Genomic DNA, 25,249 nt, shown 5'->3' on the forward strand with positions numbered 1-25,249 from the left:
CGCGGATGCCTACGATCCGGCCGTGCCCGACCCGTCCGCCGCCCGCCGTCCGACGCTCGTCGCGCTGCTCGTCCTGGCCCTGTCCGCTTGCGGCGGGCCGGCGCACAAGGACGACGCGTTCGTCGACGCGGGGGTCACCGGGCTGCTGGACATCGAACTCACGGAGTGCTTCTCCGACCCCGAGTACTCTGAACTCGCCGGCGAGGACGTCGTCCTCTATCTCGCGTGCGACGAGGGTGCGGACAACCAGTCGTTCATGTTCGTGCAGGCGCCCGACGGCCCCTGGGACCGCGACGCCGTCGCCGAGCTGGGCTGGGACGAGTGCGGCAGGGGATTCGAGCAGCAGTGGTCCAGCCAGGACGAGTCCGGCCTGGACTTCTACCCGATCCTGCCGACGCCGGAGACCTGGGCCGACGGCGACCGCGCCGTGATGTGCGCGGTGTACGACCCGGACGGCCGGCTGGAGGACTCGGTGCTGCCGCGGTCGGACGGCGTCACCCTGTAGCCGCGGGTTTGTCGGTGGCGGCTCCTAAGGTGTTGGCATGACCGAGGACCAGCCTCGCCCCCAGCCGTTCGCCCCGCGCGCCACCGCCGCGGAGCTGGACGACCTGCGCGCCCGGCTGCGGGCCACCCGCTGGCCCGACACACCCGAGGACGCCGGCTGGTCCCTCGGCACCGACGTCGGTTACCTGCGCGAACTGGTCGCCTACTGGGCCGACGAGTTCGACTGGCCGGCGCGCGAGGCGGAGCTGGCCCGGCTGCCCCGCTTCCGGGCGTCCGTCGGCGGGCTGGGCATCCACTACGTGCACGCGCGCGCCGTCGCGCCGTCCGGTCCGGTGCTGCCGCTGGTGCTCACGCACGGCTGGCCTGACTCCTTCTGGCGCTACACCAAGGTCATCCCGTTGCTCACCGACCCCGGCGCCCACGGCGCCGACCCCGCCGACGCGTTCGACGTCGTGGTGCCGGACCTGCCGGGGTACGGCTACTCCGACCGCCCGGCCCGGCCACTCGACTCCCTCGCCGTTGCCGGGCTGTGGGCGCGGCTGATGACCGTGGCCGGTTACGAGCGGTTCGGCGCGGCGGGCGGCGATCTCGGCAGCCACGTGAGCCGCTACCTCGCGCTCGACCACCCCGATCGCGTCGTCGCCGTCCACCGCATGGACGCGGGCGTGCCGGTCTTCGGTGGCGATCCGGCCGAGCTGACGACCGAGGAACGCCGCTGGATCCAGGGCGCCGCCGCCTGGGGCGCGGCGGAGGGCGCCTACGCGGCGATGCACCGCACGAAGCCGCAGACCGCGGCCGCCGGCCTCACCGACTCGCCCGCGGGCCTCGCCGCCTGGATCGTCGAGAAGCTGCGCTCCTGGAGCGACTGCGACGGCGATGTCGAGCGGCGGTTCAGCAAGGACGACATCCTCACCAACCTCACCATCTACTGGCTCACCGCGACCATCGGCTCGTCCATGCGCATGTACCAGGCCAACGCCGCCATCGCGCCGGAGCAGCTGGCCCGGCGGGTCGAGGTGCCGTCCGGGTTCGCGCTGTTCAAGGGCGACCTCGTGCGGGCGCCCCGGGCCTGGCTCGAGCGCACCACCAACCTCGTCCGGCTCACCGAGCCCGACGAGGGTGGGCACTTCGCGCCGTTCGAGGAGCCCGAGCGCTACGCCCACGAGCTGCGAGCGTTCTTCCGCCCGTATCGTGCGGCGGCGCCGATGGGCAGCTGACGACACGCCGAGCCGCCGACTCGGTGAGCGAAGCGAGCGCGCAGGCCTCGGGGCCCGCGCCGCCGGCCTCGGCGGAGGCCGGGTTGACGCCTGACCGGCCGGCGTCGGCTTGAACGCCCGGCGCGTGCAGGATGTGGCGCACTGCGTGCTGGCTTCTGGGTGCGGGGTGGTAGGTGCCGCGTCGGCCCCGACCGGCGCGTCGGGTCACGGCCGGCCGGCACGCCGGGATCACAGCTGGTGGCCTTCGGTCGCGCGGGAGAGCGGGCGCGTGTCTGGGGCAGACAGGTGCGCCGCAGCAACCCCCGGACGCCAGCCGGACGGCGGGAGCGCGCCGACCCCCAATGCCAGCCAGGCGGCGGGGGCAGTCCCGACGTCAAACCAGGCGAGCCGGGGCGGCGGCCGTCGGCCTCAGCCAGGTGGGGCGGGGCGTGGGTCCGCGGCGAGTGCCGGTGATCATCGCGTCCATCCGCTCCAGCGCCCGCTGCGCCGGCGACGACGGCCGGCCGACCCAGGTGGGACTCGCCACCACCGGGATCTCGGCGCCGACGATCACGTCGTGCGCCCGAGGCTAGTCGTCGCCGGCGCCGAGGTCCGTTCGACACCGGGCGGAACGGACAGGTCAGCGAGCCGGAACGCCCTGACGTCGACCCCGTCAGTGCGGTGTTCCACGGCCGCGGTGACGGTGTCAGCGTGCAGTTCAGGACGGCCGCTCTCATGTCGGTCCGCTACCCGGCTGCCGCGCATGTCATGCGCCGGGCCCGGGTATTGGCCGGTCATGGCACGGTCGATCTGGAGTGGGTTCCTGAGCTTCGGGCTGGTCTCGATCCCGGTGCGGCTCTACTCCGCCACACAGGAGCACGAGGTCGACTTCCACCAGTTCGAACGCGGCACGTCCGATCGCATCCGGTACCGGCGGGTGAACGAGCGCACCGGCGACGAGGTCGGGTACGACGACATCGTCAAGGGGCACGACGTCGGGGGCGGCGAGTACGTCATCGTGGAGCGGGACGAGTTGGAGGAGATCGCGCCGGGGCGGTCGCGGTCGCTGGAGATCGAGCAGTTCGTCGAGTTGGCCGAGACCGACCCGGTCCACTTCCAGAAGAGCTATTACCTGGGCCCGGCCGACGACGACACCGCCCCGTCGTACGCGCTGCTGCGCACGGCGCTGGAGAAGACCGATCGCGCGGCCGTCGCGACCTTCGTCATGCGGGGCAAGGAGTACCTGGCCTGCGTCCGCGCGTCCGGCCCGGTGCTCGTGCTGGAGACGATGTACTTCGCCGACGAGATCCGCGACCCGGTGAAGGAGCTCGGCGACCTGCCCAGAGCATCGTCGAAGGGCAAGCAGCTGGGCATGGCCGTCGACCTCGTCGAGGCGATGACCGAGCCGTGGAAGCCGGAGCGCTTCCGCGACACCTACACCGAACGGGTCGAGGAACTGGTCGAGGCCAAACGCGAGGGCAAGGAGGTCGTCGCCGAGAGCGCGCCGGCCGCCACGGGCGCGACCGACCTGCTGACGGCGCTGCAGGAGAGCGTCGCGGCCGCGCGCAAGAAGACGGCCCCGCGCAAGACGGCGCGAAAGAAGTCCGCCGCCTGATGTCGAAGACCCGACGCTGACTCCGACCTACGAGCATGACCACCACACAGAAGCTCCGCGTCCACACCTACTCCGTGTCCGTCGACGGCTACGGCGCCGGACCCAGCCAGAGCCTCGACGCTCCGCTGGGCGTCGACGGCGAGCGGCTGCACGACTGGGTCGTCCAGACCCGCACCTTCCACGCGATGACCGGTGAGGACGGCGGCAGCACCGGCGTCGACGACGAGTTCGCCCAGCACCTCTGGCGCAACGTCGGTGCGACGATCATGGGCCGCAACATGTTCGGCCCGGTCCGCGGCCCCTGGCCGGACGAGAGCTGGACCGGCTGGTGGGGCCCGAACCCGCCGTACCACCACCACACGTTCGTGCTGACCCACCACCCGCGCCCGTCCGTCGAGATGGAGGGCGGCACGACGTTCCACTTCGTCACCGACGGTATCGAGGCGGCCCGGGAGCGGGCGCTCGACGCGGCCGGCGGGCGGGACGTCATCGTCGCCGGCGGCGCGTCGACGATCCGGCAGTACCTGCGGGCCGGGCTGATCGACGAGATGGAGATCGCGATCTCGCCGGTGCTGCTGGGCGGCGGCGAGCGACTGTTCGACGACGGCGTCGGCGCGCCGGGCTACACGTGCACCGGGTTCACCGCCGGCGAGAACGCCGTGCACGCACGCTTCGAGCGCGCCGCTACGTCGTGAGCTCGGGCGGCGCGGAGTCGAGGGCAGCCTGGACGGCGGCCATCAGCTCCCGCGCGGCCGACGCCGTCAGCTCGACGGCGACCCGGGCGGACGGTCCACGGGACGGGTCGGAGAGGTCGATGTTCAGCGTGTGCTCGGCCATCGCGTGCACCGGATGGTCGAAGTAGACGGTGGCGTCGGTGACGTGGAACCAGGCACCGCCCGGACCCTTGGCGCTGCCGTCGGTGGGGATGCGGACGGTGGCGTACGTGCACATGTCAGGCTCCCAGGTGAGTGGCGAAGAACGCACCGACGCGCTCCCAGCCGTCGTTCGCGGCGGCGACCACGTAGGACGGCCGGTCGACCGCGAAGAATGCGTGCCCGGCGCCGTCGTAGCGGTGGAACTCGTGCGGCTTGCCCAGGTCGGTGAGCCGCCGGTCCAACTCGTCGACATGCGCGGGCGACGGGTAGCGGTCGTCGTTGCCGAACAGTCCGAGCAGCGGCGCCCTCAGCCGCGGCAGCTGGTCGACCAGGTTCGGGACCTGCAGCGGATGGCCCTCGGGTGGGGTGCCGGTGACGAACGCGCCGTAGCAGTCGACGGCGGCGTCGAGGTCGACGTGGCAGGCGGAGAGGACCGACTGACGGCCGCCGGAGCAGTAGCCGATCGAGCCCACACGGCCGTTCGACGTCGGTAGCGCCCGCAGGTACGCGGCCGCGCCCGCGACGTCGCCGACCAACCGGTCGTCGGGCACGCCGCCACGGGCCCGCGAGACCGCGGCCGCGTCGTCAGGGGCGGCACCGGGCGCCTCGCGGTAGTGCAGGTTCGGGCAGAGCGCGTCGTAACCCAGCTCGGCGAACCGGCGGGTGATCTCCTTGGTGGCGCGGTCCCAACCGGGCATGTGGTGGATGACGACGACCCCGCCGCGGGGGTCGTCGCCGCCGGGCCGGGCGAGGTAGCCCTCGATGTCGTCGCCGTCGGCGCCCGGCAGGTGGACGGTCCGCGCGCTCAGGGAGTCGGTCACGTCCGTATGCTACGGACGTGCTCGAACTGCGCGCCGACTGCGCTCGCTGCGCCGGAGTGTGCTGCGTGGGGCCGGCGTTGACGCGCTCGGCCGACTTCGCCATCGACAAGCCGGCGGGGGAGCCGTGCCCGAACCTGCGCGACGATTCCCGCTGCGGCATCCACGCCGAGCTGCGGCCGCGGGGGTTCCCCGGCTGCACGGTGTACGACTGCTTCGGCGCCGGCCAGCAGGTGGTGCAGGTGACGTTCGGTGGCGCGACCTGGCGGTCGGGGCCGGCCGTACGCGAGGAGATGCTCGCCGCGTTCGCCGTCTTGCGGCCGCTGCACGAACTGCTCTGGCACCTCGACGCGGCCCGCGGGATCGCCGCGGCGGCGTCCCTGCTTCCGGCGTTGGACGAGCAGGCCGCCCGGGCCGCGCGGATCGTCGGGGCGCCTGCTGCCGAGCTGGCGGACGTGGACGTCGCGGCGCTGCGGGCCGACGCGGACGTCCTGCTGCGCGAGGCGTCCCGGCTGGCGCGCGCGGGCACGCCGGCCCGCGACCTGCGTGGCGCGGACCTGATCGGGAAGAAGCTGCGCGGCGCCGACCTCACCGGCGCCGACCTGCGCAGCGCCTACCTCATCGGCGCCGACCTCCGTGGTGCGACACTCGACCGTGCCGACGTCATCGGCGCCGACTTCCGGGCGGCCGACCTGCGCGGCGCCGACCTCTCGGCCGCGCTCTTCCTCACCCAGCCCCAGGCAGCTGCGGCCGTCGGCGATGCCGCGACCCGGTTGCCCGCCGGCCTGGACCGCCCGCCGCACTGGACGAGCTGATCAGGGAAGGCCGCTCTCGACGGTGCTGCCCGGGTGAAACAGGGCGATCTGGTCACGGGTCAGGTAGCCGCCGCTGCCGTTGACCGCCCCACCGACCGAGACCGCCTCGCCGTCGGGGAGGACGACGGCGGGCGGCTCGGCCTGCCAGTGGGCGCCTTCGGGCCAGACGACCGGTGTGCGGCCGCCGTCGAGGACGAGCTCGCCCAGCACTTGGGCGTCGTGCCCGCCGTCGAGCCCGCCGCCGGCCGACAGCACGGCGACCGCGAACCGGTCCATACAGGTGGGACGGGGTCGGCCGGCCCCCGGTTCCTCACCGGCGCTCAGCCGCTCCCGACCGTGCTACCCGGTGTGAAAAAGGCGACCTCGCCGCTCGTCCTGCAAGCGGGTGCCGGCGGCCAGATCACCTGAGTACGCACGCCGTCGCGCACCACTTCGCCCCGCAGGAGGGCGGGCGCTCGTCGCCGTCGGGCCGCGCCGGCTCATGGCGGCAGCGTGCGGCTCAGGCGGTCCTGCAGGAACTCCTGCTCGGCGGCGTTGTCGCTCAGGGCCAGCGCCGCCCGGTAGGCCGCGGCCGCCTCGGCGTGCCGGCCCAGCCGCGTCAGCAGGTCGGCCTTCGTGGCGGGCAGATAGCGGTAGCCGGCCAGCCGGCCGTCCTCCTCGAGCTCGAGCACCTCCGCGAGCGCGGCCGCCGGTCCGTCCACCATCGAGACGGCGACGGCGCGGTTCAGCGCGACGACCGGCGACGGCCAGCGGCGGAGCAGCTCGTCGTACAGGGTGAGGATCTGCGGCCAGTCGGTCTCGGCATAGCCGGGCGCCTGAGCGTGCAGCGCCGCGATGGCCGCCTGGAGCGTGAACCGTCCCGGCGGGCCGGCCCGCAGCGCGCCCACCACCAGCCGGTCCGCGTCCTCGATCAGCGCGGCGTCCCAGACCGACCGGTCCTGCTCCTCCAGCCGCAGCAGCCGGCCGTCGGCGTCGGTGCGGGTGGCGCGGCGGGCCTGGTGGACGAGCAGCAACGCCAGCAGCCCGGCCGTCTCCGGCTCCGACGGCAGCAGCGGGCGCAGCATGCGGGCGAGGTCGAGAGCCCGGCCGGTGAGCTCGTCGCGGACCAGGTTCTCGCCGGAGTGCGCGGTGTGCCCGGTCGCGTACAGCAGGTGGATGACGGTGAGGACGGCGTCGACGCGGGCCGGGAGGTCGGCCGCCGCGGGAACGACGTAGGGGATGCGCGCCGCGGCGATCTTCTTCTTGGCCCGGGTGATCCGGGCCGCCATCGTCGGTTCGGTGACAAGGAACGCGTGCGCGATGTCGGGGGTGCTGACGCCGCAGACCAGCCGCAGCGTCAGAGCGACCTGCGCCTCCTGTGACAGCGCCGGGTGGCAGCAGGTGAAGATCAGCCGCAGCCGGTCGTCCGGAATCGGCGCGGCGTCGTCGAGCACCGCGGCCTCCACGGACGCGGAGTCGTCGACGTCCATCAGCAGCAGCGGCAGCTTCGCCCGCAGGGTCCGCTGCCGCCGCAGGTTGTTGAGCGCGGTCCGCCGGGCGACCGTCGTCAGCCACGCGCCGGGCCGAGCCGGGACGCCGTCGCGGCCCCACCGGGTCAGCGCCTGCACGTAGGCGTCCTGGACGGCCTCCTCGGCAGCGTCGAGGTCGCGCGTGACGCGCACCGTCGCGGCGAGCACGAAGGCCCACTCGCGACGGTGCGCGTCGGCGACGGCGGACTCGACGGTCAGGACGTCAGCCCGGAGAAGTCGAGCCCGACCAGCGGCCGCACCTCGACGCCGCCGCTGACGATGGGCGTCAGGGCGGCCAGCTCGATGGCGTGGTCGAGGTCGCGGGCCTCGATGACGAACACGCCGGCCAGCGCCTCCTTGGTCTCGATGAACGGGCCGTCGGTGACGAGGTCGCCGCGGATCGTCGTCGCCGTGGCGCTGGGCTCCAGTGCGATGCCGCCGAGCTCCTTGCCGCCCTTCTCGACGATGCGGCCGGGCAGCGCCTCGTGCGCCGCGATGATCTCCGGCGGCAGCTCGGCCGTCTGGCCGCCCTCGGCCTCGCGCTCGAAGATGAGAATCGCGTACTGGGTCATCAGGACTCCTCTGTGGTGTCGGTGCGGGTGGGGTGGAGGTCGTCGAGCGAGGGCAGGGCGGGCCTCCGGCCCGTCCAGGTGGACTGACACTGCTGAGTCATCTCTCTCGATCGTCTCCTTCGGGTGTCGCCTTACACACCCTCGACACGCGACCGGACGGCGAATCGACAACCCGGCGGAGAAATCTTCAGTGATGTTCGGAGACGAGCACGGCCACGGTGTCCGGCTCGAGCGCACGGAACACGTGCGGGAGGTCACCGGGGTAGCTGACGTAGTCGCCGGGCGCCAGCTCGACCGGGTCGTCGGTGAGCCCGACCAGCGCCCGGCCGGTGCTCAGCACGACGTGCTCGACGACGCCGGGCATGTGCGGGTCGGAGGCGCGCGGCTCGCCCGGCTGCGCGGTGACGAGGTAGATGTCGCGGCGCGCGTTGGGCGGGCTGGCGGACAGGACGGTCGCGACGTAGTCCGAGCGCTCGGACGCGACGGCCGGGCCCTCGCCCCGGCGGATCACCTGGACGCGGGGCCGCGGCGGCTCGACGAGCTGCGCGAACGGCACGTCCAGCGCGACGCTCAGCGCCCACAGCGTCTCGACGCTCGGGTTGCCGGCGCCCGACTCCAGCTGCGACAGCGTCGACTTCGCGATGCCCGCTCGCCGGGCCACCTCGGCCAGCGACAGGCCGGTGCGGCGCCGTTCGCGCTGGAGGGACGCGGCGATGACGGCGAGCGGGGCGCCGGGCGGCTGGCTCATCGGATCGTTCGCTCCATCGGTCTATCGTTCGTCTTGACGAACGATTGTCGGGTCGTTCAATCTAGTGGCCATGCGTTCGATCTACCGAACACTACGCGCCGATCGGGCGCTGGCGCGAGACATCGCGCTCGTGTGTGTCGCCGACGCGGTGGTGGGGCTGTCCTTCGGCGCCATCGCCGTCGGCGAAGGGCTGCCGGTGTGGGCGCCCATGCTGCTGTCGGTCGTGGTGTTCGCGGGTGCGGCGCAGTTCATGTTCGTCGGGCTGGTCGCATCGGGCGGCAACCCGGTCGCCGCGGTGCTGGCCGGGCTACTGGTGAACGTCCGGCACGTCGTGTTCGGCTTCACCGTCGGCGACGTCGTCGGCCGGGGCTGGCAGCGACTCGCGGGCAGCCACGTCATGGTCGACGAGTCGGTCGCGTTCGCGCTGGCCCAGCCGGCCGGGCAGCGACGGAGGGCGGCCTACTGGGGCTGCGGGGTGGCGCTGTTCGTCTGCTGGAACGTCGGCGTGCTGGCCGGCGCGTCGATCGGGACGGTGGTCAGCGACCCGGCCGCGCTCGGGCTGGACGCCGCGTTCCCGGCGGTGCTGCTGGCGCTGGTGCTGCCGGCGCTGCGGGACCGGACGACGGCGCTCGCGGCGGGCACCGGTGTGGCGATCGCGCTGGCCACGGCCCCGTTCCTGCAGGCCGGGCTGCCGGTGCTGCTGGCGCTGGCCGGGGTCGTGGTCGCGCTGGCCCGGCCGGGGTCGACGTCGCGGCCCGAGGAGGTGACGGCATGACGATGTCGGAGACGACGCTCGTCGCGGCGGTGCTCGTGCTGGGCGTGGGGACGTTCGCGTTCCGCTACGCCGGACCCGCGTTGCGCGACCGGGTGACGCTGCCGCCCCGGGTCGAGCGGCTGCTGGGGGTGTCGACTGTCGTGCTGCTGGCCGCGCTGGTCGCGACCGCCACCATGCTCGACGGCGGCGAGTTCGACAGTGTCGCCCGCCCGGCCGGCGTGGTGGTCGGGGCCGTGCTGGCCTGGCGGCGGGCGCCGTTCGTCGTGGTGGTGCTGGCCGCGGCCGGGACCGCCGCCGTCCTGCGGCTGCTCGGCCTCCCGTGAGCGGCTACTCCGCGTCCGGCGCGGCCGGCGCGTCGGCCCAGGCCTGCCGGCGCACCTCGTAGCAGGCGACGGCGGCCGCGGCGGCGACGTTGAGCGAGCCGACCCGGCCGGTCTGCGGCACGTAACCGACCGCGTCGCACAGGCTCAGGCAGGTGGCCGACAACCCGCGGTCCTCGTTGCCGAGCACGATGCAGACGTCGCGCCGCAGGTCCAGCGCCGCCAGCGGCTCGGCCTCGTCGGCCAGTTCCAGGCCGACCACGAGATAGCCGTCGGCCCGGGCGGCGCCGACCGCCGTCGTGACCTCCTCGTGCGTGCTCCACGACAGGTAGCGGCCGGTGCCGAGCGCGGTCTTCTGCGCCTTCGGCGAGCTCGGCGCGGCGGTGCGCCCGACGACGTACAGCTCGCTGACGCTGAGCGCGGCCGCCGTCCGCATGATCGAGCCCACGTTGAACGGCGACTGCACGTCCTCCAGCAGCAACGACAGCCGGAAGGAGTCCTTCCGCCGCCACGACCGGTGCAGTCGCTTCAGTTCCGTTCCGCCGAGCTGTCGCACGCTACTCCGATCGCAGGGGTTGGACCTCGAGCACCCGGTAGCCGGTCCGGGAGACCAGCCGCCGGGTCGGGAAGCCGGCCTCGGCCAGCCAGTTCGCCAGCGAATCGGCGCCGAGATTGCGCTGCACGACGAGGTACGCCGCGCCGCCGGGCAGCAACCGCGGCAGCCAGCGCAGCAGCAGGTCGTGCAGGGCGGCCTTGCCGACCCGGATCGGCGGATTGGAGTACACCGCGGCGAACCGCACGTCCTCGGGAACGTCGTCGGGCAGCGCCGCCCGGACGCCGCCCAGACCGGCCGCGGCGGCGTTCTCGCGCACCAGCTCCAGCGCCCGCTCGTTGACGTCGACGGCCCAGACCCGGCGGCGCTTGCGCCGGTGCGCCAGCGCGAGCGCGATGGGACCGTAGCCGCAGCCGAGATCGAGCAGGTCGCCGCGGACGGCCGGCGGCGGCGCGTTCTCCAGCAGCACCCGGGTGCCGGGGTCGAGCTGGCGGAAGGAGAAGACCCCGGTGTCGGTCAGGAGTCGTAGCCGCAGGTCAGGCAGTACGACGTCGATGGTCCGCCTCGAGCTGGCCACGCCGGGCTCACTCGCGTAGTAGTGCTCGGGCGGTTCGGGCAAGGCTGGGCCTCCATCGATCGGACGGGATGGCTCACAGGGTAGGTCACGGGAGGACGAACCGACGCGTCCACCCGCCGCCGACGCGGTCGAAGCGGACCCGGCTGGGCGGGCCGGCGTCGTCGGGCATCCACCACACCTCGACGCGGTCCGGGCGCAGGGCGAACGTCGTCCACGACGGGGGCGGCGCCTGGGGGTCCAGCTCCAGGTGACGGGCGAACACCGGCCGCACCTCGCCCGGCCCGGCCGGCGCACGCCCGCCGAGCTCCTCGTACACCCAGGCCAGGGCGCGTAGCTGGGGCGAGCGCCGCGCGTAGGCCGCGCGCACCTCGTCCGGCGGCAACTCGGCGGCGTGGCCGTGCAGCGTGACCTGCCGGGTCAGCGTCGGCCAGTGGAAGACGCCGGCCGCGCGCGGGTTCTCGGCGAGGTCGGCGGTCTTGACCGACGGACGCGACGTGGTGAACCGCACCGACGTGTCGTCGACGCCGGTGGCCAGCACCGTCCGCGCGTGCGGCGTGCCGTCTGCCGAGGCGGTCGCGAGTGTGAAGCAGCGCGGGTCGCCGGCGCCCGCCGCGGCTGCCTCGGCCAGCCAGCCCGCGAGCAGTTCCAGCGGCGGGCCGGAAACTGCGTTGAACGCGCCGTCGTCGTTTGCCATCATCCGTCCATGATCTCGACTTCCGGTGTCCGTCCGCTGCCCGTCGTCGCCCGCCGCGCGGTGACGAAGCAGCAGCAGACGCGCCGGGGCTGGAGGCCGTTCACGGCTGCGCGATGACCTCGGCGATCGTCGCGGGGTTGCTGGCCGGTTACGGCATCGCGATCCCGGTGGGCGCCGTGGGCGCCTACCTGGTGGCCCTGACGGCGCGCACCTCGCTGACGGTGGGCGCGGGCGCGGCGCTGGGCGTGGCGGCCGTGGACGGCGGCTACGCCATCGCCGCGGTGCTCGGCGGCGCCGCGCTGGCCGGTGCCGTCGAGCCGTACGCGGTCCCGCTGCGCTGGGCCTCCGCCGTCGTCCTGCTGGTCATGGCCGCGGTCGGGGCGATCGCCGCGTACCGCCGGCACCGTGCCGGTGCGGCCGCGGCGGGCCCCGGCGCCGGTCGCGACGTCCGCGCCGGCCGCGTCACGCCGGTCGGGGCGTTCGTCACGTTCGCCGGCATCACCGTGATCAACCCCCTGACCGTCGTCTACTTCGCCGCGCTGGTCATCGGCAGCGGCGCCGAACTGGCCGGCGGCGCCGAGGCGGTGGCGTTCGTCGCCGCCGCGTTCGCCGCGTCCGCCAGCTGGCAACTGCTGCTGGCCGGCGGGGGAGCGCTGCTCGGACGGTACGTGACGGGCCCGCGCGGGAGGCTGGTGACGGCGTTCGTGTCCAGCGCTGTCATTCTCGTGCTGGCCGTTCGCATGGTCGGCACCAGTGGCGGGTAACGTCGCGTCGGTGAGGGACGCCGGGCACGCGACGCTCGTGACGGACCGGCTGCTGCTCCGGCGGCCGCGGGCCGACGACGTCGACGTCATCTTCGACATCTACCGCGACCCGCGGGCCAGCGAGCACAACCCGTCCAACCTGCTGCGCGACCGCGACGGCGCGGAGAGCCTGTTCCACAGCTGGGACGAGCACTGGCGCACCGAGGGGTTCGGCTACTGGACGGTGCTGCGGCGTGAGTCCGACCGGCCGGTCGGCTTCTGCGGACTCAAGTACATGTGGTTCCACGACGACCAGGTGACGAACCTGTTCTACGGCTTCGACCCGGCGTGGTGGGGGCGCGGGCTGGCCGCCGAGGCCGCCCGCGCCGCCGTCGAATGGGCCGCGAAGCACCTGCCGGGCGTGGCCGTGGTCGCCCGGATCCGGCCCGACAACCACGCCTCGCAGCGGGTCGCCGTCCGGGCCGGGCTGGCCAGGGCCGAGCACCTCGACGGGCTCGGCTTCGACGGCCTCGAGTGGATCTATATCGCTAGCTGACTCAGGGCGTGCCCTTGGGAGACAACGCCCTAGCCGCCGGTCCGGGCCTGACCCAGGGGCTCGCGCACGAGGATCTCGTCGACGTAGCAGTACTGCCAGTCCGCGCCGGGCTGCAGCGACTGGATGATCGGGTGGTGCTCGGCCTCGTAGTGCGCCCGCGAGTGCCGCCGGGGCGAGTCGTCGCAGCAGGCGACCGTGCCGCACTTCATGCACAGCCGCAGCTGCACCCAGGTGCCGCCCTCGTCGACGCACTGCTGGCAGACGTCGACGTCGGTGTCGGTGACCTCCATCTGGTCCTGGTGGATGCAGGCGGTGCTCATGGTCTCGGACTGGACGTACTTCCAGCGCGAGCGCAGCAGGCGGTCCGGCACGAACCGGGCGAAGTGCTGGGACTGCGACGCGAGCAGCGGCGCCGCGATGGCCAGCACCAGCACGTACAGCGCGACGAAGGGGCCCATGCGCTCGTCCAGGCCGGCCGCGATGGCCAGCGTCGCCAGGATCAGCGAGAACTCGCCGCGGCCCAGCACCGTCAGGCCGATGTTCGTGGCCGCGCGCTGGTTGAACCCGAACAGCCGGGCCGTGAAGATCCCGGCGGTGAGGTTGGTCAGCAGCGTGACACAGACGGCGACCGCCACCGGCACCGCGACGGTACCCAGGTCGCCGATGTCGATGGTCAGCCCGAACGACACGAAGAAGATCGCCGCGAACACGTCGCGCAACGGCAGCACGAGCTGCTCGACCCGCTCCTTGAGCGACGTCCGCGACACCACCAGGCCGATCATCAGCGCGCCGATGGCCTCGGAGACCCCGACCTCGAGCGCGACGCCTGCTACCAGCACGACCAGCCCGACCATGATGATGGCCAGCAGCTCGTCCTCGCGACAGTCCAGGAGCAGGGCGATGGCCCGCGCGCCCCACCGGGCCAGCGCGAACAGCGCCACCAGGAAGCCGAAGCTGACGAGCAGGTCGACGACGAAGTCGGCGGTCGAGCCGGAGTCGTTCAGCACCGGCGCCAGCAGCGCCAGGTAGAACGCGAGGAACATGTCCTCGATGACGATGACACCGAGGATGATCGGCGTCTCGGCGTTGGTCAGCCGGCGCAGCTCGATCAGCAGCTTCGTCGCGATGGCGGACGACGAGATGCCGAGCGCGCCGGCGATGACCAGCGCCTCGGACGTGCCCCAGCCCAGCGCGAAGCCGAGCGCCAGGCCGGCGCTGACGTTGAGCGCGATGTAGACGCCGGCGGCGATGAACAGCCGCCTCCCGCTGCCCAGGACCTGTTCGGCGGGGAATTCCACCCCCAGATGGAACAGCAGCAGCACCAGGCCCAGCGACGCGAGCAGCGCGAGGTCCTCGGGGTGATCGATCAGCACCGGGCCCGGCGTTCCCGGGCCGAACAGGATGCCGATGAGCATGTAGCACGGCACCGTCGGGAAGCCGTACCGGCGGCCGATCCGGGCGACCAGCCCGGCGAGCAGAACGATCGCGCCCAGCCCGATGAGGTCTGCGTGCACCGGCGTTAACCCTCGAAGAACGTGCCGGTGAGCACGGCGCCCAGCTTCAGCGCCTGCTCGCGGCTCAGCTCGAGGACGGCGGTCGGCTCGTCGCCCTTGCTGGTGAAGACGTAGAGGTCGCGGATGTCGCCGCGGCGGACGACGACCGAGACCCGCTGCGTCGGGCTGCCGAGGTCGATGTCGTACCGCTTGCCGATGCCCGGCAGTTCCTGCATGTGCACGCCCTGGCCCATGATGGGTCCCCTTCCTTCCCTGCGACACCGTTCCCGGCGAACAGTGACCGAGTCTAGGGTCGTGGGGCGCCGGATGGCGCCAGCCGTCCGAAGGCCGGTTCGGGCCGGGCCACCCCGGGGTCGCCGGGCGCGCCGAGCTGGGCTCGCAGCCGGGCCGCGCCGCCGGGCACGAACGGTTCCAGCTCCGCGGCGACGACCCGGCACGCGTGCACCAGCCCCGCCAGGACGGCGCCCACCTCGGGGCGGCCGCGGCGGTCCCGCTCCCAGGGCCGGTCCGCCTCGATGACCCGGTTCCCGAGGTCGACGACGGCGACCAGCGCGGCCGTCGCGGCCCGCAGGTCGAACCCGTCCAGCGCCCGGTCGACGGCGGCCGGCAGCGCGCCGGCGGACGCGACCAGCTCGCTGCCGGGGTCGGGCGCGCCGACCACGCCGTCGTGCAGCCGGTGGGCCAGGGTGAGGGTGCGCTGCACCAGGTTGCCCAGTCCGTTGGCCAGCTCGAGGTCGTGCCGGGCGACCAGCCGGTGCTCGGTGAAGTCGGTGTCGCCGGTGCGCGGGACCTCGCGGACGAACCACCAGCGCAGCGCGTCGGCGCCGTACCGCCGCGCCAGGGCGGCCGGGTCGGCGGTGCCGCCGCTGCTCTTGGCGATCTTCGCGCCGTCCACCGTGAGGTAGTCGTGCACGAGGATCGCGGTCGGCAGCGGCAGCCCTGTGGAGAGCAGCTGGGCCAGCCAGTACACCGCGTGAAAGCGCACGATCCCCTTGCCGATGACGTGGACGCGGTCGGCTGAGCCGGTCCACCAGTCGCGGTAGGCCTCGTCCGCGCCGCCGTAACCGAGCGCCGTCACGTAGTTGGCCAGGGCGTCCCACCAGACGTAGACCACCTGGGCCGGGTCGCCCGGGACCGGGATGCCCCAGCCGCCGGCCCGTTCGGCCGGCCGCGACACGCTGATGTCGCGCAGGCCGGCCCGGACGAACGCGAGCACCTCGGCGCGCTTGGCGGCCGGCTCGATCCGGACCGCGCCGGACTCCAGGACGCGCAGCAGCTCGTCCTGGTAGCGGGACAGCCGGAAGAACCAGTTCTCCTCGCTGACCTGCTCGGGAGCGACGCCGTGCTCCGGGCAGGCACCGCCGGGCAGTTCGGACGCGGTGTAGAACTGCTCGCAGCCGGCGCAGTACAGCCCGGTGTAGCGGCGCCGGTAGAAGTCGCCGCGGGCGGCGCAGCGCTCCCACAGCAGGCGGACGCCCGGCGGGTGCCGCTGGTCGGCGCTGGTCCGGATGACGTCGTCGACCGAGAGCGCCAGCGGCTCGTGCAGCGCGACGAACCTGGCGGCGTTGGCGTCGACGAACTCCCTGATCGGCACACCCGCCGACCGCGCGGCGACGACGTTCTTCAGGGCGTTGTCGTCAGTGCCGGTGAGGAACCGGACCGATCGCCCGCGGTGGCGCCGGTGCCGTGCCAGGACGTCGGCCTGGACCAGCTCGAGCGCGTGTCCGAGGTGCGGCGCGCCGTTGACGTACGGGATTGACGTGGTGACGTAGTAGCGGTCGGTGGTCATGGTGAACTCCCTCGCCCTGGCGCGGCGGGGGAGTGCGGACACCCGAAACGCCCCCGCTGAGCAGGGGCTTCGCTGGTGGTGTGGTGACGGTGTCAGCGCACGCCGAGAGACCCCTGGACGGGGCGCATCATCGACCGGGTGCACTGGGTCATGGCGTCAAGGATACGTGTGACCTGCGCCGAACCCCAGCGACTAACTGTGACAACTCGGTGATGCCGCGTGTCAAGACAGGTATGTCCGTCTTTGAACGGCATTCTGTGCGTCGAGAATGCCTATTGGGCGACACGCAAGGAAAGATTTCTTCGTTTCTCCTTGCGCAACTACTTTCGCTGCTTAGACTCACAGTCAAGAACTCGGGGTCGTCCGGACAAGAGCTTGGCCCCGCGGTTCGCCACCGAAGGTCTTCATCCGAAGGAGTCACGATCATGGACGCACTCTCCGGCCTCCTCGACAGCATCGTCGCGCTGGTCAACCAGCTTCTGGGGACCGTGACCGGCCTGCTCGGCTGAGAAACCGGCACGTAAGCCCTTCTCCATCCGGTGGGCGCTTGGCGGCTCCCCACCACCCGTCCGCGTATGCCTCTGGGATTTCCCCGGGCATACGCGGACGGTTTTTTCACGGCTATTCTCCGGGCGGGATGTCCGGATTAAACTGGTTGCACCTGGGTCGGCTTTTCGATCAGGCTTGACGGTGTGATCGATACCGGATTGAGCGGAAAGGTCGTGCTCGTCACCGGCGCCGACGGCGGCATCGGCGAAGCCACCGCGCGGGCGTTCGCGGCACAGGGCGCACGCGTCGCCGTCCATCATCACGACGGGGGAGTGCCGGCACCCGAGGGCGTTTCGTTCGAGCACCGCCTGGGCGACGCCGAGGCGGCGGCCCGGGCGGTGGTGAACATCTCGACCGACGCGGCGCAGTGCTTCCCCGGTCAGGTCGGCTACGGCAGTTCGAAGGCGGCGCTCGAGGCGTTCACCCGGGCCGCGGCCGTCGAGCTGGGTCCGGCCGGCATCCGGGTCAACGCCGTCGCGCCGGGCCCGGTCCAGACCGGCTGGATGTCCGGCGAGCTGGTCGAGAGCCTGCTGCCGCACCTGCCCCTCGGCCGCGTCGGCCGTCCGTCCGACATCGCCGACGCCGTGGTCTTCCTCGCCTCCGGCCAGGCGTCCTGGCTCACCGGCCAGGTCATCAAGGTCAGTGGCGGCCACCACTGAGCGGGCTGCGGGACGACTTCGCCTGACTCGGCCGGCCGGTCCCGTCCGACTACTCCGGCGCGATCTCGCGGGGCATGAGGTCGTGCGGCAGCGACGTCCGTGCCGCGCGGAGGAACGCGAACGGCGTGCGCAGCCCCAGGTTCGCCACGCGCGACGTGTAGATGTCGGCGTACTTCTCGACCTGGCGGGCGAAGAGGCTCTTGTCGTTGCCGGCGCGCATCATCGGGCCCCACGTCGGGTTGCCGAGCTCGGCGGCGGCGCGGGCGAGCGGCACGATGCGCTCGTCCAACGTGCGCAGCGACTCGCGCAGCGACTCGACCGCCTCGCGCGACGCGGAGGAATCGGGACGCAGCAGCGCCATGCGGGCCTGCGCGAGCCGGTCCTCCAGGACCGCCTTCTCGACCATGAGGCGGCGCAGTTCGGCCTCGTCGGGGGCGAACGTCTGCGCGGCCGCGATCTCGGCCTCCAGTTCGCGCATGATCAGCGCGGTGCGCCAGCGCAGCGCGGACTTGGTGACATGGACGTCGCCGAAGAGGTGGTCGCCGACGTAGAGGATCTCGGCGCCGGTGAGGCCGAGGCTCTGCTCGACCTGCCGGGCGCAGCCGCCGTGGTAGACGTCGCCGGTCTTGAACGGGCCCCAGTGCGGCTGCAGCAGGCCGCGGTCGGCGTCGACGACGCGGTACACGGGTTCGACCTCGGAGAAGAACCGCGGCTTCGCGGCGGCCACGACGACGATGTCGAACAGGTCGCGCCACGACCCGGACGGCACGTGCCGGTCGAAGGCGTAGCTCATCATCGCCTTCGTGTACGACCAGTCGCTGTTGGTGATGAGCAGCAGCCGCTTCCCGGCCAGCCGCTGGTCGATGAGCGTCTGGGCGGTGTCGGGATCGATGTCGCAGAAGCGGTCCGGGTCGGCGACGATCTCCGCCTTCAGCGCGCCCGTGGTGTGCGACTCGTCCAGGGCGGCCGACACGATGCGGTACAGCTCGTCGTAGCCGAGCGGACCGGGGATGGTGCCGTCGTCGAGGCGGTCGACGAACTGGGCGTAGAGCGCGGACTCGGAGATGGTGAACAGCGTGTTCATGAACCGGAACCGCGGGTTGTTGAGGTCGACGGTGACGCCGTTGTAGGTCGTGCGCAGCTCGTCGAAGGAGAGCTGACGGGTGCCGTGCTGGGCCTGGATGACGTAGCCGAACCGGGTGGCCTTGACCAGATTGCCGAGGTCGAGGTCGATGACCAGGCCCTGCAGGTACCGGTCGGGCTCGAACACCAGGCCGGCGACGGGGTAGTCGCCGGCCGCGAGCACCCGCGTGGCGTGCTCGAAGGCCGTCCGCTCCCACGCGTCGGTGCGGTAGTGGATGAGCGTGTAGTCCATGTCGTAGCCGATGGCCTGCACCGAGCGCAGGTTCAGTGTGCGGTTGGCGTAGACACCGCGTTGCAGCCCGTCCGGAGGCGTCATGTCCCCGAGACTAGGGGGTGGCGGACGCTCCCGTGACCGGAAGACCCGCCGCAGCCCAGGCGTGAAATCCGCCGACCAGGTCGGTCGCGTTGACCAGTCCGAGGTCGCGCAGCGACGCGGCGGCGAAGCTGGACGCGTAGCCCTCGTTGCAGAACACGATGACGGTGCGCCGCGGGTCGTCGGCCTGCTCGAGCCGGTGCGGGCTGGTCGGGTCGAGTCGCCACTCCAGCACGTTGCGCTCCACGACCAGCGCGCCTGGGATGGCACCGAACCGTTCGCGGTCCGCGGCCGGGCGGGTGTCGACCAGGAGCGCCCGCTCGTGGGTGACGGCGTGCGCGGCCTGCTCCGGGTCGAGCCGGACCAGTTGCGACCGAGCCGTGTCCAGCAGCGTGTCGACGCGGGGGCTCATCGGGCCGGCTCCGGCTCGTCGGTGAGGACGGTCCGCACCCGCCGCAGCGCGCCGGCGCCGTCGACCTCGTAGTAGCCCATCGCGGTGAGCGGCGGCGAGTACGCGTGCACCGTCACGGCGGGCGCGGGGTCGGTGTTGACGACGTCGTGCACGTGGCCGACCGGGAACCCGACGCCCCGGCCGTCGCGCAGCCGCCGCTCGCGCAACCCCGACTCGGACGGCGTCCAGAACCGCTCGGTGACCACGCCGGACACGACGGTCAGCGCGCCGAGCGAGCCGGCGTGGTCGTGCAACTCGGTGGACTGCTCCTGCGTCCAGCTGATCAGCCAGACGTCGGTGTACGGGTCGCTGGACAGCCGGACCGACCAGCGGTCGTCGGAGTCGAAGTGGACCGGGTGCCGGCCCTCCCGCACCTGCGCGGCGACGATGCGGGTCAGGTCGACGAGGTCGTGCAACGAGACGGGTGTCGGCCCGTCGTGGCGGGCGGGACGAGGCAGGGCGATGGTCATGGCCGATCTCCGGTGGACGCGCCGAAAGGGATGCTGAAGGAACCGGAGGTCAGCGACAGATGGCCGTGCAGGTGCGCTTGAGGTCGATGTGCCGTCGCATGACGAGCACCAGCGCGGAAGCCTGCATGCGCACGATAATCCCCAGCGACTCGCTAGGAATCAAGTGGTGTCCACATGCTGGACTATGGGGTGCGGGGCTGGGCGGCTGTGGGCTCTTGTGGCGTCTCCACGTTGCCGGGCTGGTGAAGCACGGGGTCGGCGGTGGGATCTTTCGGGGACTTCTGGGTCCGGGGGTGATCTCGCCTGGAACTGACGCTGTGGGTGTCGTCGGTCGGTTCGTCGCCGGTGGCGGCGGCGGTGGCGACCGTTGCTGGCGTTGCTGGGTTGTTCGGTGGTCGGTCGTCGGGGGTCGGTTGGCCGTGGGGTCGTGGGGTTGGCTCGGGACTGCGCCGTTGGCCGGGGGCGACGGTTGGTCGTCCCTCTGCTGCCCATGGTCTGAGCCGCGCAACCGCGCCTCAAGCGGACTGACGGGCGCTTCGCGCCGGCGAAGGACCACTTGACCCACGGCCGCGGGGTCTCAGAACGTGGCAGCTGTCACGGGGACGGGGGAGGTGTGGGCACGCCTCGTGCTCCGCAGCCGACGCCACGGTCATTCGCGGACGTCGACCGGCTCATCGGCGGGCGTCGCCTCGACGCCACCGGTGCCGTTGGGGCTGTTGGGGCTGTTGGTGGCTGTGGGCTGGGGTGATCATCAACGATCGCCTACTTCACTAGGCGTTCTCCCGCTCTGCGAGGCGTGCATGCCTGGTGGAGTGGGAGAACGCCTGGTGAAGTGGTGCGTGAACCGGTGCTCACGGGCGTTTGGTGTGTCCGGGGGCACTTGTGAGCCGTCTTTGATCACTGTTCTCACCACGGCGCACGTCTCGTCAAGGGGGCAACGGCGGGCAGCGGTGGGGCGGCGGTCGCCGCCGCCGGGTCGGCGCCGGGCACGGTCGGGCCGACGGTCGCCGCGGCCAGACCGACGGCCGGCCTGCACGAGTGGACCAGGGCGACTGGGCCGCTGGATCTCTGGACCACGTCAGAGCGCCTGACGTCTGTCCAGCTTCGCCCCGTCCCCGATAGCTGCCCGTTCTTGGCCGCGGGCGTGCGGTCGGCCGGTCGGCGACGGCCGACCGAGTCGGCACCGAGTGAGCCAGGCGCCCGGCGCCCGACCCGGCCCGCGGTTCGGGTTGGGCGCCGCACCCACGGACGGCCTACTTGATGGCGCCCATCGACAGGCCGCGGACGAGCTGTTTCTGCGCCACCCAGCCGGCCAGCACCACGGGCAGCGAGGCCAGCGTGGCGGCCGCGGCCAGCTGCGCCCAGTAGAGGCCCTCGCTGGTCATGAAGCCGACGAGGAACAGCGGCACCGTCGCGGCCTGTGAGGCGGTGAGGTTGACGGAGAAGAAGAACTCGTTCCAGGAGAAGATCACGCAGATCAGCGCCGTCGCTGCCAGCCCGGGCGCCACCATCGGCAGCATGACGCGCAGCAGCGTCTGCCGCAGCGACGCGCCGTCCATCGCGGCCGCCTCGAGCACCTCGGCCGGGATCTCCTGCAGGAACGAGCGCATCATCCATACCGCGATCGGCAGGTTCATCGCCGTGTACAGCACGACCAGCGTCCAGATGTTGTCCAGCGCGCCGATGCGCCCGGCGATCACGTAGATGGGCACGATCACCGCGACGACCGGCAGCATCTTCGTCGAGATGAAGAAGAACAGCACGTCCTGCGTCTTCTTCACCGGCCGGATCGCCAGCGCGTACGCGGCCGGCACCGCGAGCAGCAGCACCAGCAGCGTCGACATCGTTGTGGCGAACAGCGAGTTGAGGAAGTACGGCCAGGCGCCGGCGTCGAACAGCGCGCGGAACTGCTCCAGCGTCGGCGTGAAGATCAGGCTCGGCGGGTCGGTGTAGGCGTCGGCCTCGTGCTTGAAGGCGGTGATCACCATCCAGAGCACCGGGAAGAAGAAGACGATCCCGATGATCCAGGTGAGGACGGTCAGCAGGGCGGCGGACCGGCGGCGCGGGCCGGTGACGGCGACGGCGGCGGTGGTCATCGGTCCTCCTGGGCGAACGAGCGGAACAGCAGGCGCAGCGCGAGCGTCGCGACGACGATCGTGCCGATGACGACGACCACGCCCATCGCCGCGGCCTGGCCGACGTCGAAGCCGAGGAACGCCCGCTGGTAGATGTAGAAGGGCAGGTTGGCGCTGGCGGTGCCCGGACCGCCCTGCGTCATGATGTAGATCTGGTCGAACGTGTTGACCACGTAGATCGCGCCCAGCAGCACGCCCAGCTCGATGTAGCGGCGCAGGTGCGGCAGCGTGATCGAGCGGAACATTCGGACCGCCCCGGCCCCATCTATCTGTCCGGCTTCCAGAACGTCGCGGCCCTGGCTCTGCAGCCCGGCCAGTACCAGCAGCGCCATGAACGGCGTCCACTGCCACACGAGCGCCGCGATGACGGAGACCAGCGGCGCGGAGCTGGTCCAGTCGTAGTCACCGGCGCCGAACGGCGACAGCACGAAGTTGACGATGCCGAACAGCGGGTCGAGCATCGTCGTCTTCCACACCAGTGCGCCGGCCACGGGCATGATGAGGAACGGCGTGATGATCAGCGTCCGCACGACCGACCGGCCGACGAACCGGCGGTCCAGCAGCAGCGCCAGCCCGACGCCCAGCAGCATCGCGACGATCACGCAGCCGGCGGTGATGACGATGGTGTTGAAGGCGGCCTGGCGGAAGACCCGGTCGGCGAAGACGTCGGCGTAGTTGGACAGCCCGACGAACCGCTCCGAGCCCGGGCGGACCAGGTTCCACGAGTTCAGCGAATACCAGAGCGTGACGAGGAACGGGATCTGCGTCACGAGGATCGCGAAGACCAGCGCGGGCAGCAGGGGCGCCCGCCGCCGCCAGCCCTCGCGGCGCGCGGAGCGGACGGGCTCGCGTGACGGGGTGGCCGGCCGCGGCGGGACGGCGGTGGTGGCGACGTCGGTGGTCACGATGCGGCCTCCTGCTCGTCCTGATACGACTCGCCGACGGTCTCGGCGTAGCGTTGCGCCTGGTCGAGGGCCTCGTCGATGCTGATCTGGCCGGCGATGGCCGCGGAGATCTGCTGGCCGACGCGGGTGCCGAGGTCCTGGAACTCCGGAATGGCGAGGAACTGGAGGCCGTCGTAGGGGACCGGCGCGGTCATCGTGTGGTCCTGGTCGGCGGCCTCCATCGACGAGAGCGTCGGCTCGGCGAACGCCGCCGCCACGTCGGCGTACTCGGGGATCTCGTAGGTCGACGTGCGGCTGCCCGGCGGCACCCGCTCCCAGCCCAGCTCGTCGGCGACGAGGAACGGGTAGTCCTTGTCGGTCATCCAGGCGATGAAGTCCCAGGCCTCGTCCGGGTGGTCGGACGACGCCGGGATGCCCAGCGACCACGTGTACAGCCAGCCGCTGGCGTCGGTCTCGACCACCGGCGCCGGCGCGTAGCCGTTGTGGCCGGCCGTGACGGAGTCCTGCGGGCTCTCGACCACGTTGACCATCGACGTCGCGTCGTACCACATGGCCGCCTGGCCTTGGCCGTAGCGCGTCGCGCAGTCGGCGAACCCGCTGGTGGCGGCGCCGGCCTGGCCGTGCTCGCGGACGAGGTCGACGTAGAACTGGACCGCCTCGCGGACCTCGGGGGAGTCCAGCTGGGCGTTCCAGTCCTCGTCGAACCAGCGGCCGCCGAACGTGTTGATGACGGTGTTCAACGGGGCCAGGTTCTCGCCCCAGCCGGCCAGCCCACGCAGGCAGATGCCGCTCATGCCCGGGTTGGCCTCCTCGACGGCGGCGGCCAGCTCGCGCACCTCTGGCCAGGTCGGCTGCTCGGGCATGGTGAGGCCGGCGGCGTCGAACAGGTCCTGGCGGTACACCAGGAACGACGACTCGCCGTAGAACGGGACGGAGTACATGTCGCCGTCGTAGGACAGCGACTCGCGGACCGGCGCGATGAAGTCGTCGGTGTCGTAGTCGTCGGTGGCGTCGGCGTACGGCTGCAGGTCGACCAGCCAGCCGTTCTCGGCCCACATTGCGGTCTCGTAGTTGCTGACCATGATGACGTCGAATTCGCCGCCGCCGGTGGCCACGGACGCGGTGATCTTCGCCCGTGACTCGTTCTCCGGCAGCGAGACGAAGTCGACGTCGACGTCGGGGTGCGCCGCCCGGAAGTCGTCGGCCAGCGCGATCGCGTCGGTCATCTGCGGGTTGGACACCACCGCGACGACGATCGTCGTGCCGGAGCCCGAGCCGGAGGTCAGCGCGCCGGCCCCGGCGCAGGCGGGCAGGAGCGCGAGCGTGCCCAGGCCCGCAGTCAGCCGCAGTGTCCGCCGGCTCATGCCGCACCGCCCGGCGCCACCTGCGCCTTGATCGTCGCGCCGGAGCGGACGAGGTCGAGGACAGCGGGGAACTCGTCCAGACCGACGGTGTGCGAGACCAGCGGCTCGGTGTGTACCTGCCCGGACGTGACCAGGTCGACGGCGTCGCCGAAGCTGTGCAGCACCGCCATCGAACCGACGACGGTGATCTCGTCGTTGTAGATGCGGAACGGCGACAGCGCGATGCGCGCCTCGGCCGGCGCGACCCCGAACACCTGCAGCCGTCCGCCGCGGTCGAGCGCGCCGAACGCCGCCTCCAACGCGGGCACCGCGCCGGTGACGTCGACCGCGGCGTCGAACCGCTGGGTCGGCAGCTCCGGCACCGACGTGGCGACCTCGGCAGCGCCCAGTTCGGCGGCCAGCGGCAGCTTGCCCGCCGCGAGGTCGACGACGCTGACCCGGGCGCCGGCGGCGGCCAGCAGCTGGGTCATGATCAGGCCCATCGTGCCGGCGCCGAGAACGAGCACCCGCTCGCCCGGCTCGGCGCCGAGCCGGCGCAGGCCGTGCACGGCGCACGACACCGGCTCGATCAGCGCGCCCTGAGCGAAGGTCAGCTCGTCCGGCAGCCGGTAGCAGGACGCGGCCGGAACGGCGACGTACTCGGCGAACGCGCCGTCGACAGTGTCGCCGACGGCGCCCCAGTTCTCGCACAGGTTGCCGCGGCCGCGTCGGCACTGGCGGCAGTATCCGCAGAACAGCGACGGGTCGACGGCGACGCGGTCGCCCACCGCGAGGCCGGTGGTGACGCCGGGGCCGACCTCGGCGACGACGCCGGCGAACTCGTGCCCCGGGACGAGGGGATAGGGGCTGGGCGGGAACTCGCCCGCCGCGATGTGCAGGTCGGTGCCGCACAGCCCGCACGCGCCGACCGCGACGATCACGTCGCCGGTTCCGGGGACCGGGTCGGGCACGTCGCGGACGGTGATCTCGCCGGGCTTCTCGATGACGACGGCGCGCATGCAGCCTCCTTGCTGTCGCTCATATGAGCGAATTTAGCGCTCATATGTGTACAATGAACGTTGTATCGCGGTGTCACGGAAACGGTCAAG

29 protein-coding genes are annotated in these 25,249 nt (G+C 72.4%); 10 read left to right on the plus strand and 19 right to left on the minus strand.

Annotated features, from left to right (window positions below; genetic code table 11):
* Positions 1-22 precede the first annotated feature (22 nt).
* From DZA62_RS20835 to DZA62_RS20860, 4 genes are all read left to right on the plus strand, one after another.
* Positions 23-505: a hypothetical protein gene (locus DZA62_RS20835; RefSeq protein WP_157987803.1), complete on the plus strand. Its 483-nt coding sequence runs from the start codon at positions 23-25 to the stop codon at positions 503-505.
* A 37-nt stretch (positions 506-542) separates the two neighbouring features.
* Entirely contained in the window at positions 543-1,721 is a 1,179-nt protein-coding gene (locus DZA62_RS20840; RefSeq protein WP_116950839.1) for an epoxide hydrolase family protein, read from the plus strand.
* A gap of 775 nt (positions 1,722-2,496) precedes the next feature.
* On the plus strand, positions 2,497-3,315 hold the full coding sequence (gene ku, locus DZA62_RS20855; protein ID WP_116950842.1) for a non-homologous end joining protein Ku: 819 nt from the start codon (positions 2,497-2,499) through the stop codon (positions 3,313-3,315).
* Between the two features lie 35 nt (positions 3,316-3,350).
* On the plus strand, positions 3,351-4,010 hold the full coding sequence (locus tag DZA62_RS20860; protein ID WP_116950843.1) for a dihydrofolate reductase family protein: 660 nt from the start codon (positions 3,351-3,353) through the stop codon (positions 4,008-4,010).
* On the opposite strand, the gene DZA62_RS20865 is transcribed toward DZA62_RS20860, so the two are convergent.
* Positions 4,000-4,266, minus strand: a complete 267-nt coding sequence (locus DZA62_RS20865) for a DUF6295 family protein (protein WP_116950844.1) — start codon at positions 4,264-4,266, stop codon at positions 4,000-4,002. The two genes, DZA62_RS20860 and DZA62_RS20865, sit on opposite strands and share 11 nt — an antisense overlap.
* A gap of 1 nt (position 4,267) precedes the next feature.
* Positions 4,268-5,011: a dienelactone hydrolase family protein gene (locus DZA62_RS20870; RefSeq protein WP_116950845.1), complete on the minus strand. Its 744-nt coding sequence runs from the start codon at positions 5,009-5,011 to the stop codon at positions 4,268-4,270.
* 17 nt (positions 5,012-5,028) lie between these two features.
* Here DZA62_RS20870 and DZA62_RS20875 point away from each other — a divergent pair, with 17 nt between their 5' ends.
* Positions 5,029-5,823 carry a pentapeptide repeat-containing protein gene (locus DZA62_RS20875; protein WP_116950846.1) on the plus strand — a complete coding sequence of 265 codons (795 nt, stop codon included), beginning with the start codon at positions 5,029-5,031 and terminating at the stop codon, positions 5,821-5,823.
* On the opposite strand, the gene DZA62_RS20880 is transcribed toward DZA62_RS20875, so the two are convergent.
* The 4 genes from DZA62_RS20880 to DZA62_RS20895 all read right to left on the minus strand — a co-directional run bounded on the left by DZA62_RS20880 (position 5,824) and on the right by DZA62_RS20895 (position 8,651).
* On the minus strand, positions 5,824-6,099 hold the full coding sequence (locus DZA62_RS20880; protein WP_116950847.1) for a hypothetical protein: 276 nt from the start codon (positions 6,097-6,099) through the stop codon (positions 5,824-5,826).
* 203 nt (positions 6,100-6,302) lie between these two features.
* A complete protein-coding gene (locus DZA62_RS20885) occupies positions 6,303-7,499 on the minus strand; it encodes an RNA polymerase sigma factor (RefSeq protein ID WP_116950848.1) in 1,197 nt (398 codons plus the stop codon).
* Positions 7,500-7,546: 47 nt separating this feature from the next.
* Positions 7,547-7,903 (minus strand): YciI family protein, encoded by a 357-nt coding sequence (locus tag DZA62_RS20890; RefSeq protein ID WP_116950849.1) that lies wholly within the window; start codon positions 7,901-7,903, stop codon positions 7,547-7,549.
* Between the two features lie 187 nt (positions 7,904-8,090).
* Complete coding sequence (locus tag DZA62_RS20895) at positions 8,091-8,651, minus strand: helix-turn-helix domain-containing protein (protein WP_116950850.1); 561 nt, start codon at positions 8,649-8,651, stop codon at positions 8,091-8,093.
* A 70-nt stretch (positions 8,652-8,721) separates the two neighbouring features.
* On the opposite strand from DZA62_RS20895, the gene DZA62_RS20900 reads away from it, so the two are divergent.
* Positions 8,722-9,426: an AzlC family ABC transporter permease gene (locus DZA62_RS20900; protein ID WP_116950851.1), complete on the plus strand. Its 705-nt coding sequence runs from the start codon at positions 8,722-8,724 to the stop codon at positions 9,424-9,426.
* Positions 9,427-9,428: 2 nt separating this feature from the next.
* Positions 9,429-9,749, plus strand: coding sequence for an AzlD domain-containing protein (locus DZA62_RS20905; RefSeq protein ID WP_116950852.1), 321 nt, complete (start codon positions 9,429-9,431; stop codon positions 9,747-9,749).
* Positions 9,750-9,753: 4 nt separating this feature from the next.
* Here the strand turns inward: DZA62_RS20905 and DZA62_RS20910 are convergent, their stop codons facing one another.
* Genes DZA62_RS20910 through DZA62_RS20920 form a run of 3 tightly spaced genes read right to left on the minus strand, consistent with a single transcriptional unit; the run spans position 9,754 to position 11,573 of the window.
* Positions 9,754-10,302 carry a TrmH family RNA methyltransferase gene (locus DZA62_RS20910; RefSeq protein ID WP_116950853.1) on the minus strand — a complete coding sequence of 183 codons (549 nt, stop codon included), beginning with the start codon at positions 10,300-10,302 and terminating at the stop codon, positions 9,754-9,756.
* Between the two features lies 1 nt (position 10,303).
* Positions 10,304-10,918, minus strand: coding sequence for a class I SAM-dependent methyltransferase (locus tag DZA62_RS20915; protein ID WP_116950854.1), 615 nt, complete (start codon positions 10,916-10,918; stop codon positions 10,304-10,306).
* A gap of 43 nt (positions 10,919-10,961) precedes the next feature.
* Complete coding sequence (locus DZA62_RS20920) at positions 10,962-11,573, minus strand: pyridoxamine 5'-phosphate oxidase family protein (protein ID WP_116950855.1); 612 nt, start codon at positions 11,571-11,573, stop codon at positions 10,962-10,964.
* A gap of 110 nt (positions 11,574-11,683) precedes the next feature.
* On the opposite strand from DZA62_RS20920, the gene DZA62_RS20925 reads away from it, so the two are divergent.
* The gene (locus tag DZA62_RS20925; RefSeq protein WP_116950856.1) at positions 11,684-12,334 is read left to right on the plus strand and encodes a LysE family transporter; all 651 of its coding nucleotides are present in this window, start codon (positions 11,684-11,686) and stop codon (positions 12,332-12,334) included.
* A 10-nt stretch (positions 12,335-12,344) separates the two neighbouring features.
* Positions 12,345-12,869 (plus strand): GNAT family N-acetyltransferase, encoded by a 525-nt coding sequence (locus DZA62_RS20930; RefSeq protein WP_116950903.1) that lies wholly within the window; start codon positions 12,345-12,347, stop codon positions 12,867-12,869.
* Between the two features lie 29 nt (positions 12,870-12,898).
* Here DZA62_RS20930 and DZA62_RS20935 read toward each other — a convergent pair whose 3' ends face one another.
* Genes DZA62_RS20935 through DZA62_RS20945 form a run of 3 tightly spaced genes read right to left on the minus strand, consistent with a single transcriptional unit; the run spans position 12,899 to position 16,172 of the window.
* Positions 12,899-14,383: a cation:proton antiporter domain-containing protein gene (locus tag DZA62_RS20935; RefSeq protein ID WP_116950857.1), complete on the minus strand. Its 1,485-nt coding sequence runs from the start codon at positions 14,381-14,383 to the stop codon at positions 12,899-12,901.
* A gap of 5 nt (positions 14,384-14,388) precedes the next feature.
* The gene (locus DZA62_RS20940) at positions 14,389-14,616 is read right to left on the minus strand and encodes a potassium transporter TrkA (RefSeq protein WP_116950858.1); all 228 of its coding nucleotides are present in this window, start codon (positions 14,614-14,616) and stop codon (positions 14,389-14,391) included.
* Positions 14,617-14,669: 53 nt separating this feature from the next.
* Positions 14,670-16,172, minus strand: a complete 1,503-nt coding sequence (locus DZA62_RS20945) for a methionine--tRNA ligase (RefSeq protein WP_116950859.1) — start codon at positions 16,170-16,172, stop codon at positions 14,670-14,672.
* Positions 16,173-16,864: 692 nt separating this feature from the next.
* On the opposite strand from DZA62_RS20945, the gene DZA62_RS20950 reads away from it, so the two are divergent.
* Entirely contained in the window at positions 16,865-17,380 is a 516-nt protein-coding gene (locus tag DZA62_RS20950; protein WP_116950860.1) for an SDR family NAD(P)-dependent oxidoreductase, read from the plus strand.
* 49 nt (positions 17,381-17,429) lie between these two features.
* Here the strand turns inward: DZA62_RS20950 and DZA62_RS20955 are convergent, their stop codons facing one another.
* The 7 genes from DZA62_RS20955 to DZA62_RS20985 form a co-directional block, all read right to left on the minus strand.
* On the minus strand, positions 17,430-18,839 hold the full coding sequence (locus DZA62_RS20955) for an HAD-IG family 5'-nucleotidase (protein ID WP_116950861.1): 1,410 nt from the start codon (positions 18,837-18,839) through the stop codon (positions 17,430-17,432).
* A 10-nt stretch (positions 18,840-18,849) separates the two neighbouring features.
* The gene (locus tag DZA62_RS20960; protein ID WP_116950862.1) at positions 18,850-19,248 is read right to left on the minus strand and encodes a rhodanese-like domain-containing protein; all 399 of its coding nucleotides are present in this window, start codon (positions 19,246-19,248) and stop codon (positions 18,850-18,852) included.
* Positions 19,245-19,757 (minus strand): cysteine dioxygenase, encoded by a 513-nt coding sequence (locus tag DZA62_RS20965; RefSeq protein WP_116950863.1) that lies wholly within the window; start codon positions 19,755-19,757, stop codon positions 19,245-19,247. Before DZA62_RS20965 ends, DZA62_RS20960 begins: the two co-directional genes overlap by 4 nt.
* A gap of 1,253 nt (positions 19,758-21,010) precedes the next feature.
* A complete protein-coding gene (locus DZA62_RS20970; protein ID WP_116950864.1) occupies positions 21,011-21,853 on the minus strand; it encodes a carbohydrate ABC transporter permease in 843 nt (280 codons plus the stop codon).
* Positions 21,850-22,797 (minus strand): carbohydrate ABC transporter permease, encoded by a 948-nt coding sequence (locus DZA62_RS20975; protein ID WP_198664016.1) that lies wholly within the window; start codon positions 22,795-22,797, stop codon positions 21,850-21,852. Before DZA62_RS20975 ends, DZA62_RS20970 begins: the two co-directional genes overlap by 4 nt.
* Positions 22,794-24,161: an ABC transporter substrate-binding protein gene (locus DZA62_RS20980; RefSeq protein WP_116950865.1), complete on the minus strand. Its 1,368-nt coding sequence runs from the start codon at positions 24,159-24,161 to the stop codon at positions 22,794-22,796. The genes DZA62_RS20975 and DZA62_RS20980 overlap by 4 nt, the downstream gene beginning before the upstream one ends.
* Positions 24,158-25,159, minus strand: coding sequence for a zinc-dependent alcohol dehydrogenase family protein (locus DZA62_RS20985; RefSeq protein ID WP_116950866.1), 1,002 nt, complete (start codon positions 25,157-25,159; stop codon positions 24,158-24,160). Before DZA62_RS20985 ends, DZA62_RS20980 begins: the two co-directional genes overlap by 4 nt.
* Positions 25,160-25,249: the final 90 nt, after the last annotated feature.

Source organism: Jiangella endophytica (assembly GCF_003427025.1).
Lineage (GTDB): Bacteria > Actinomycetota > Actinomycetes > Jiangellales > Jiangellaceae > Jiangella > Jiangella endophytica.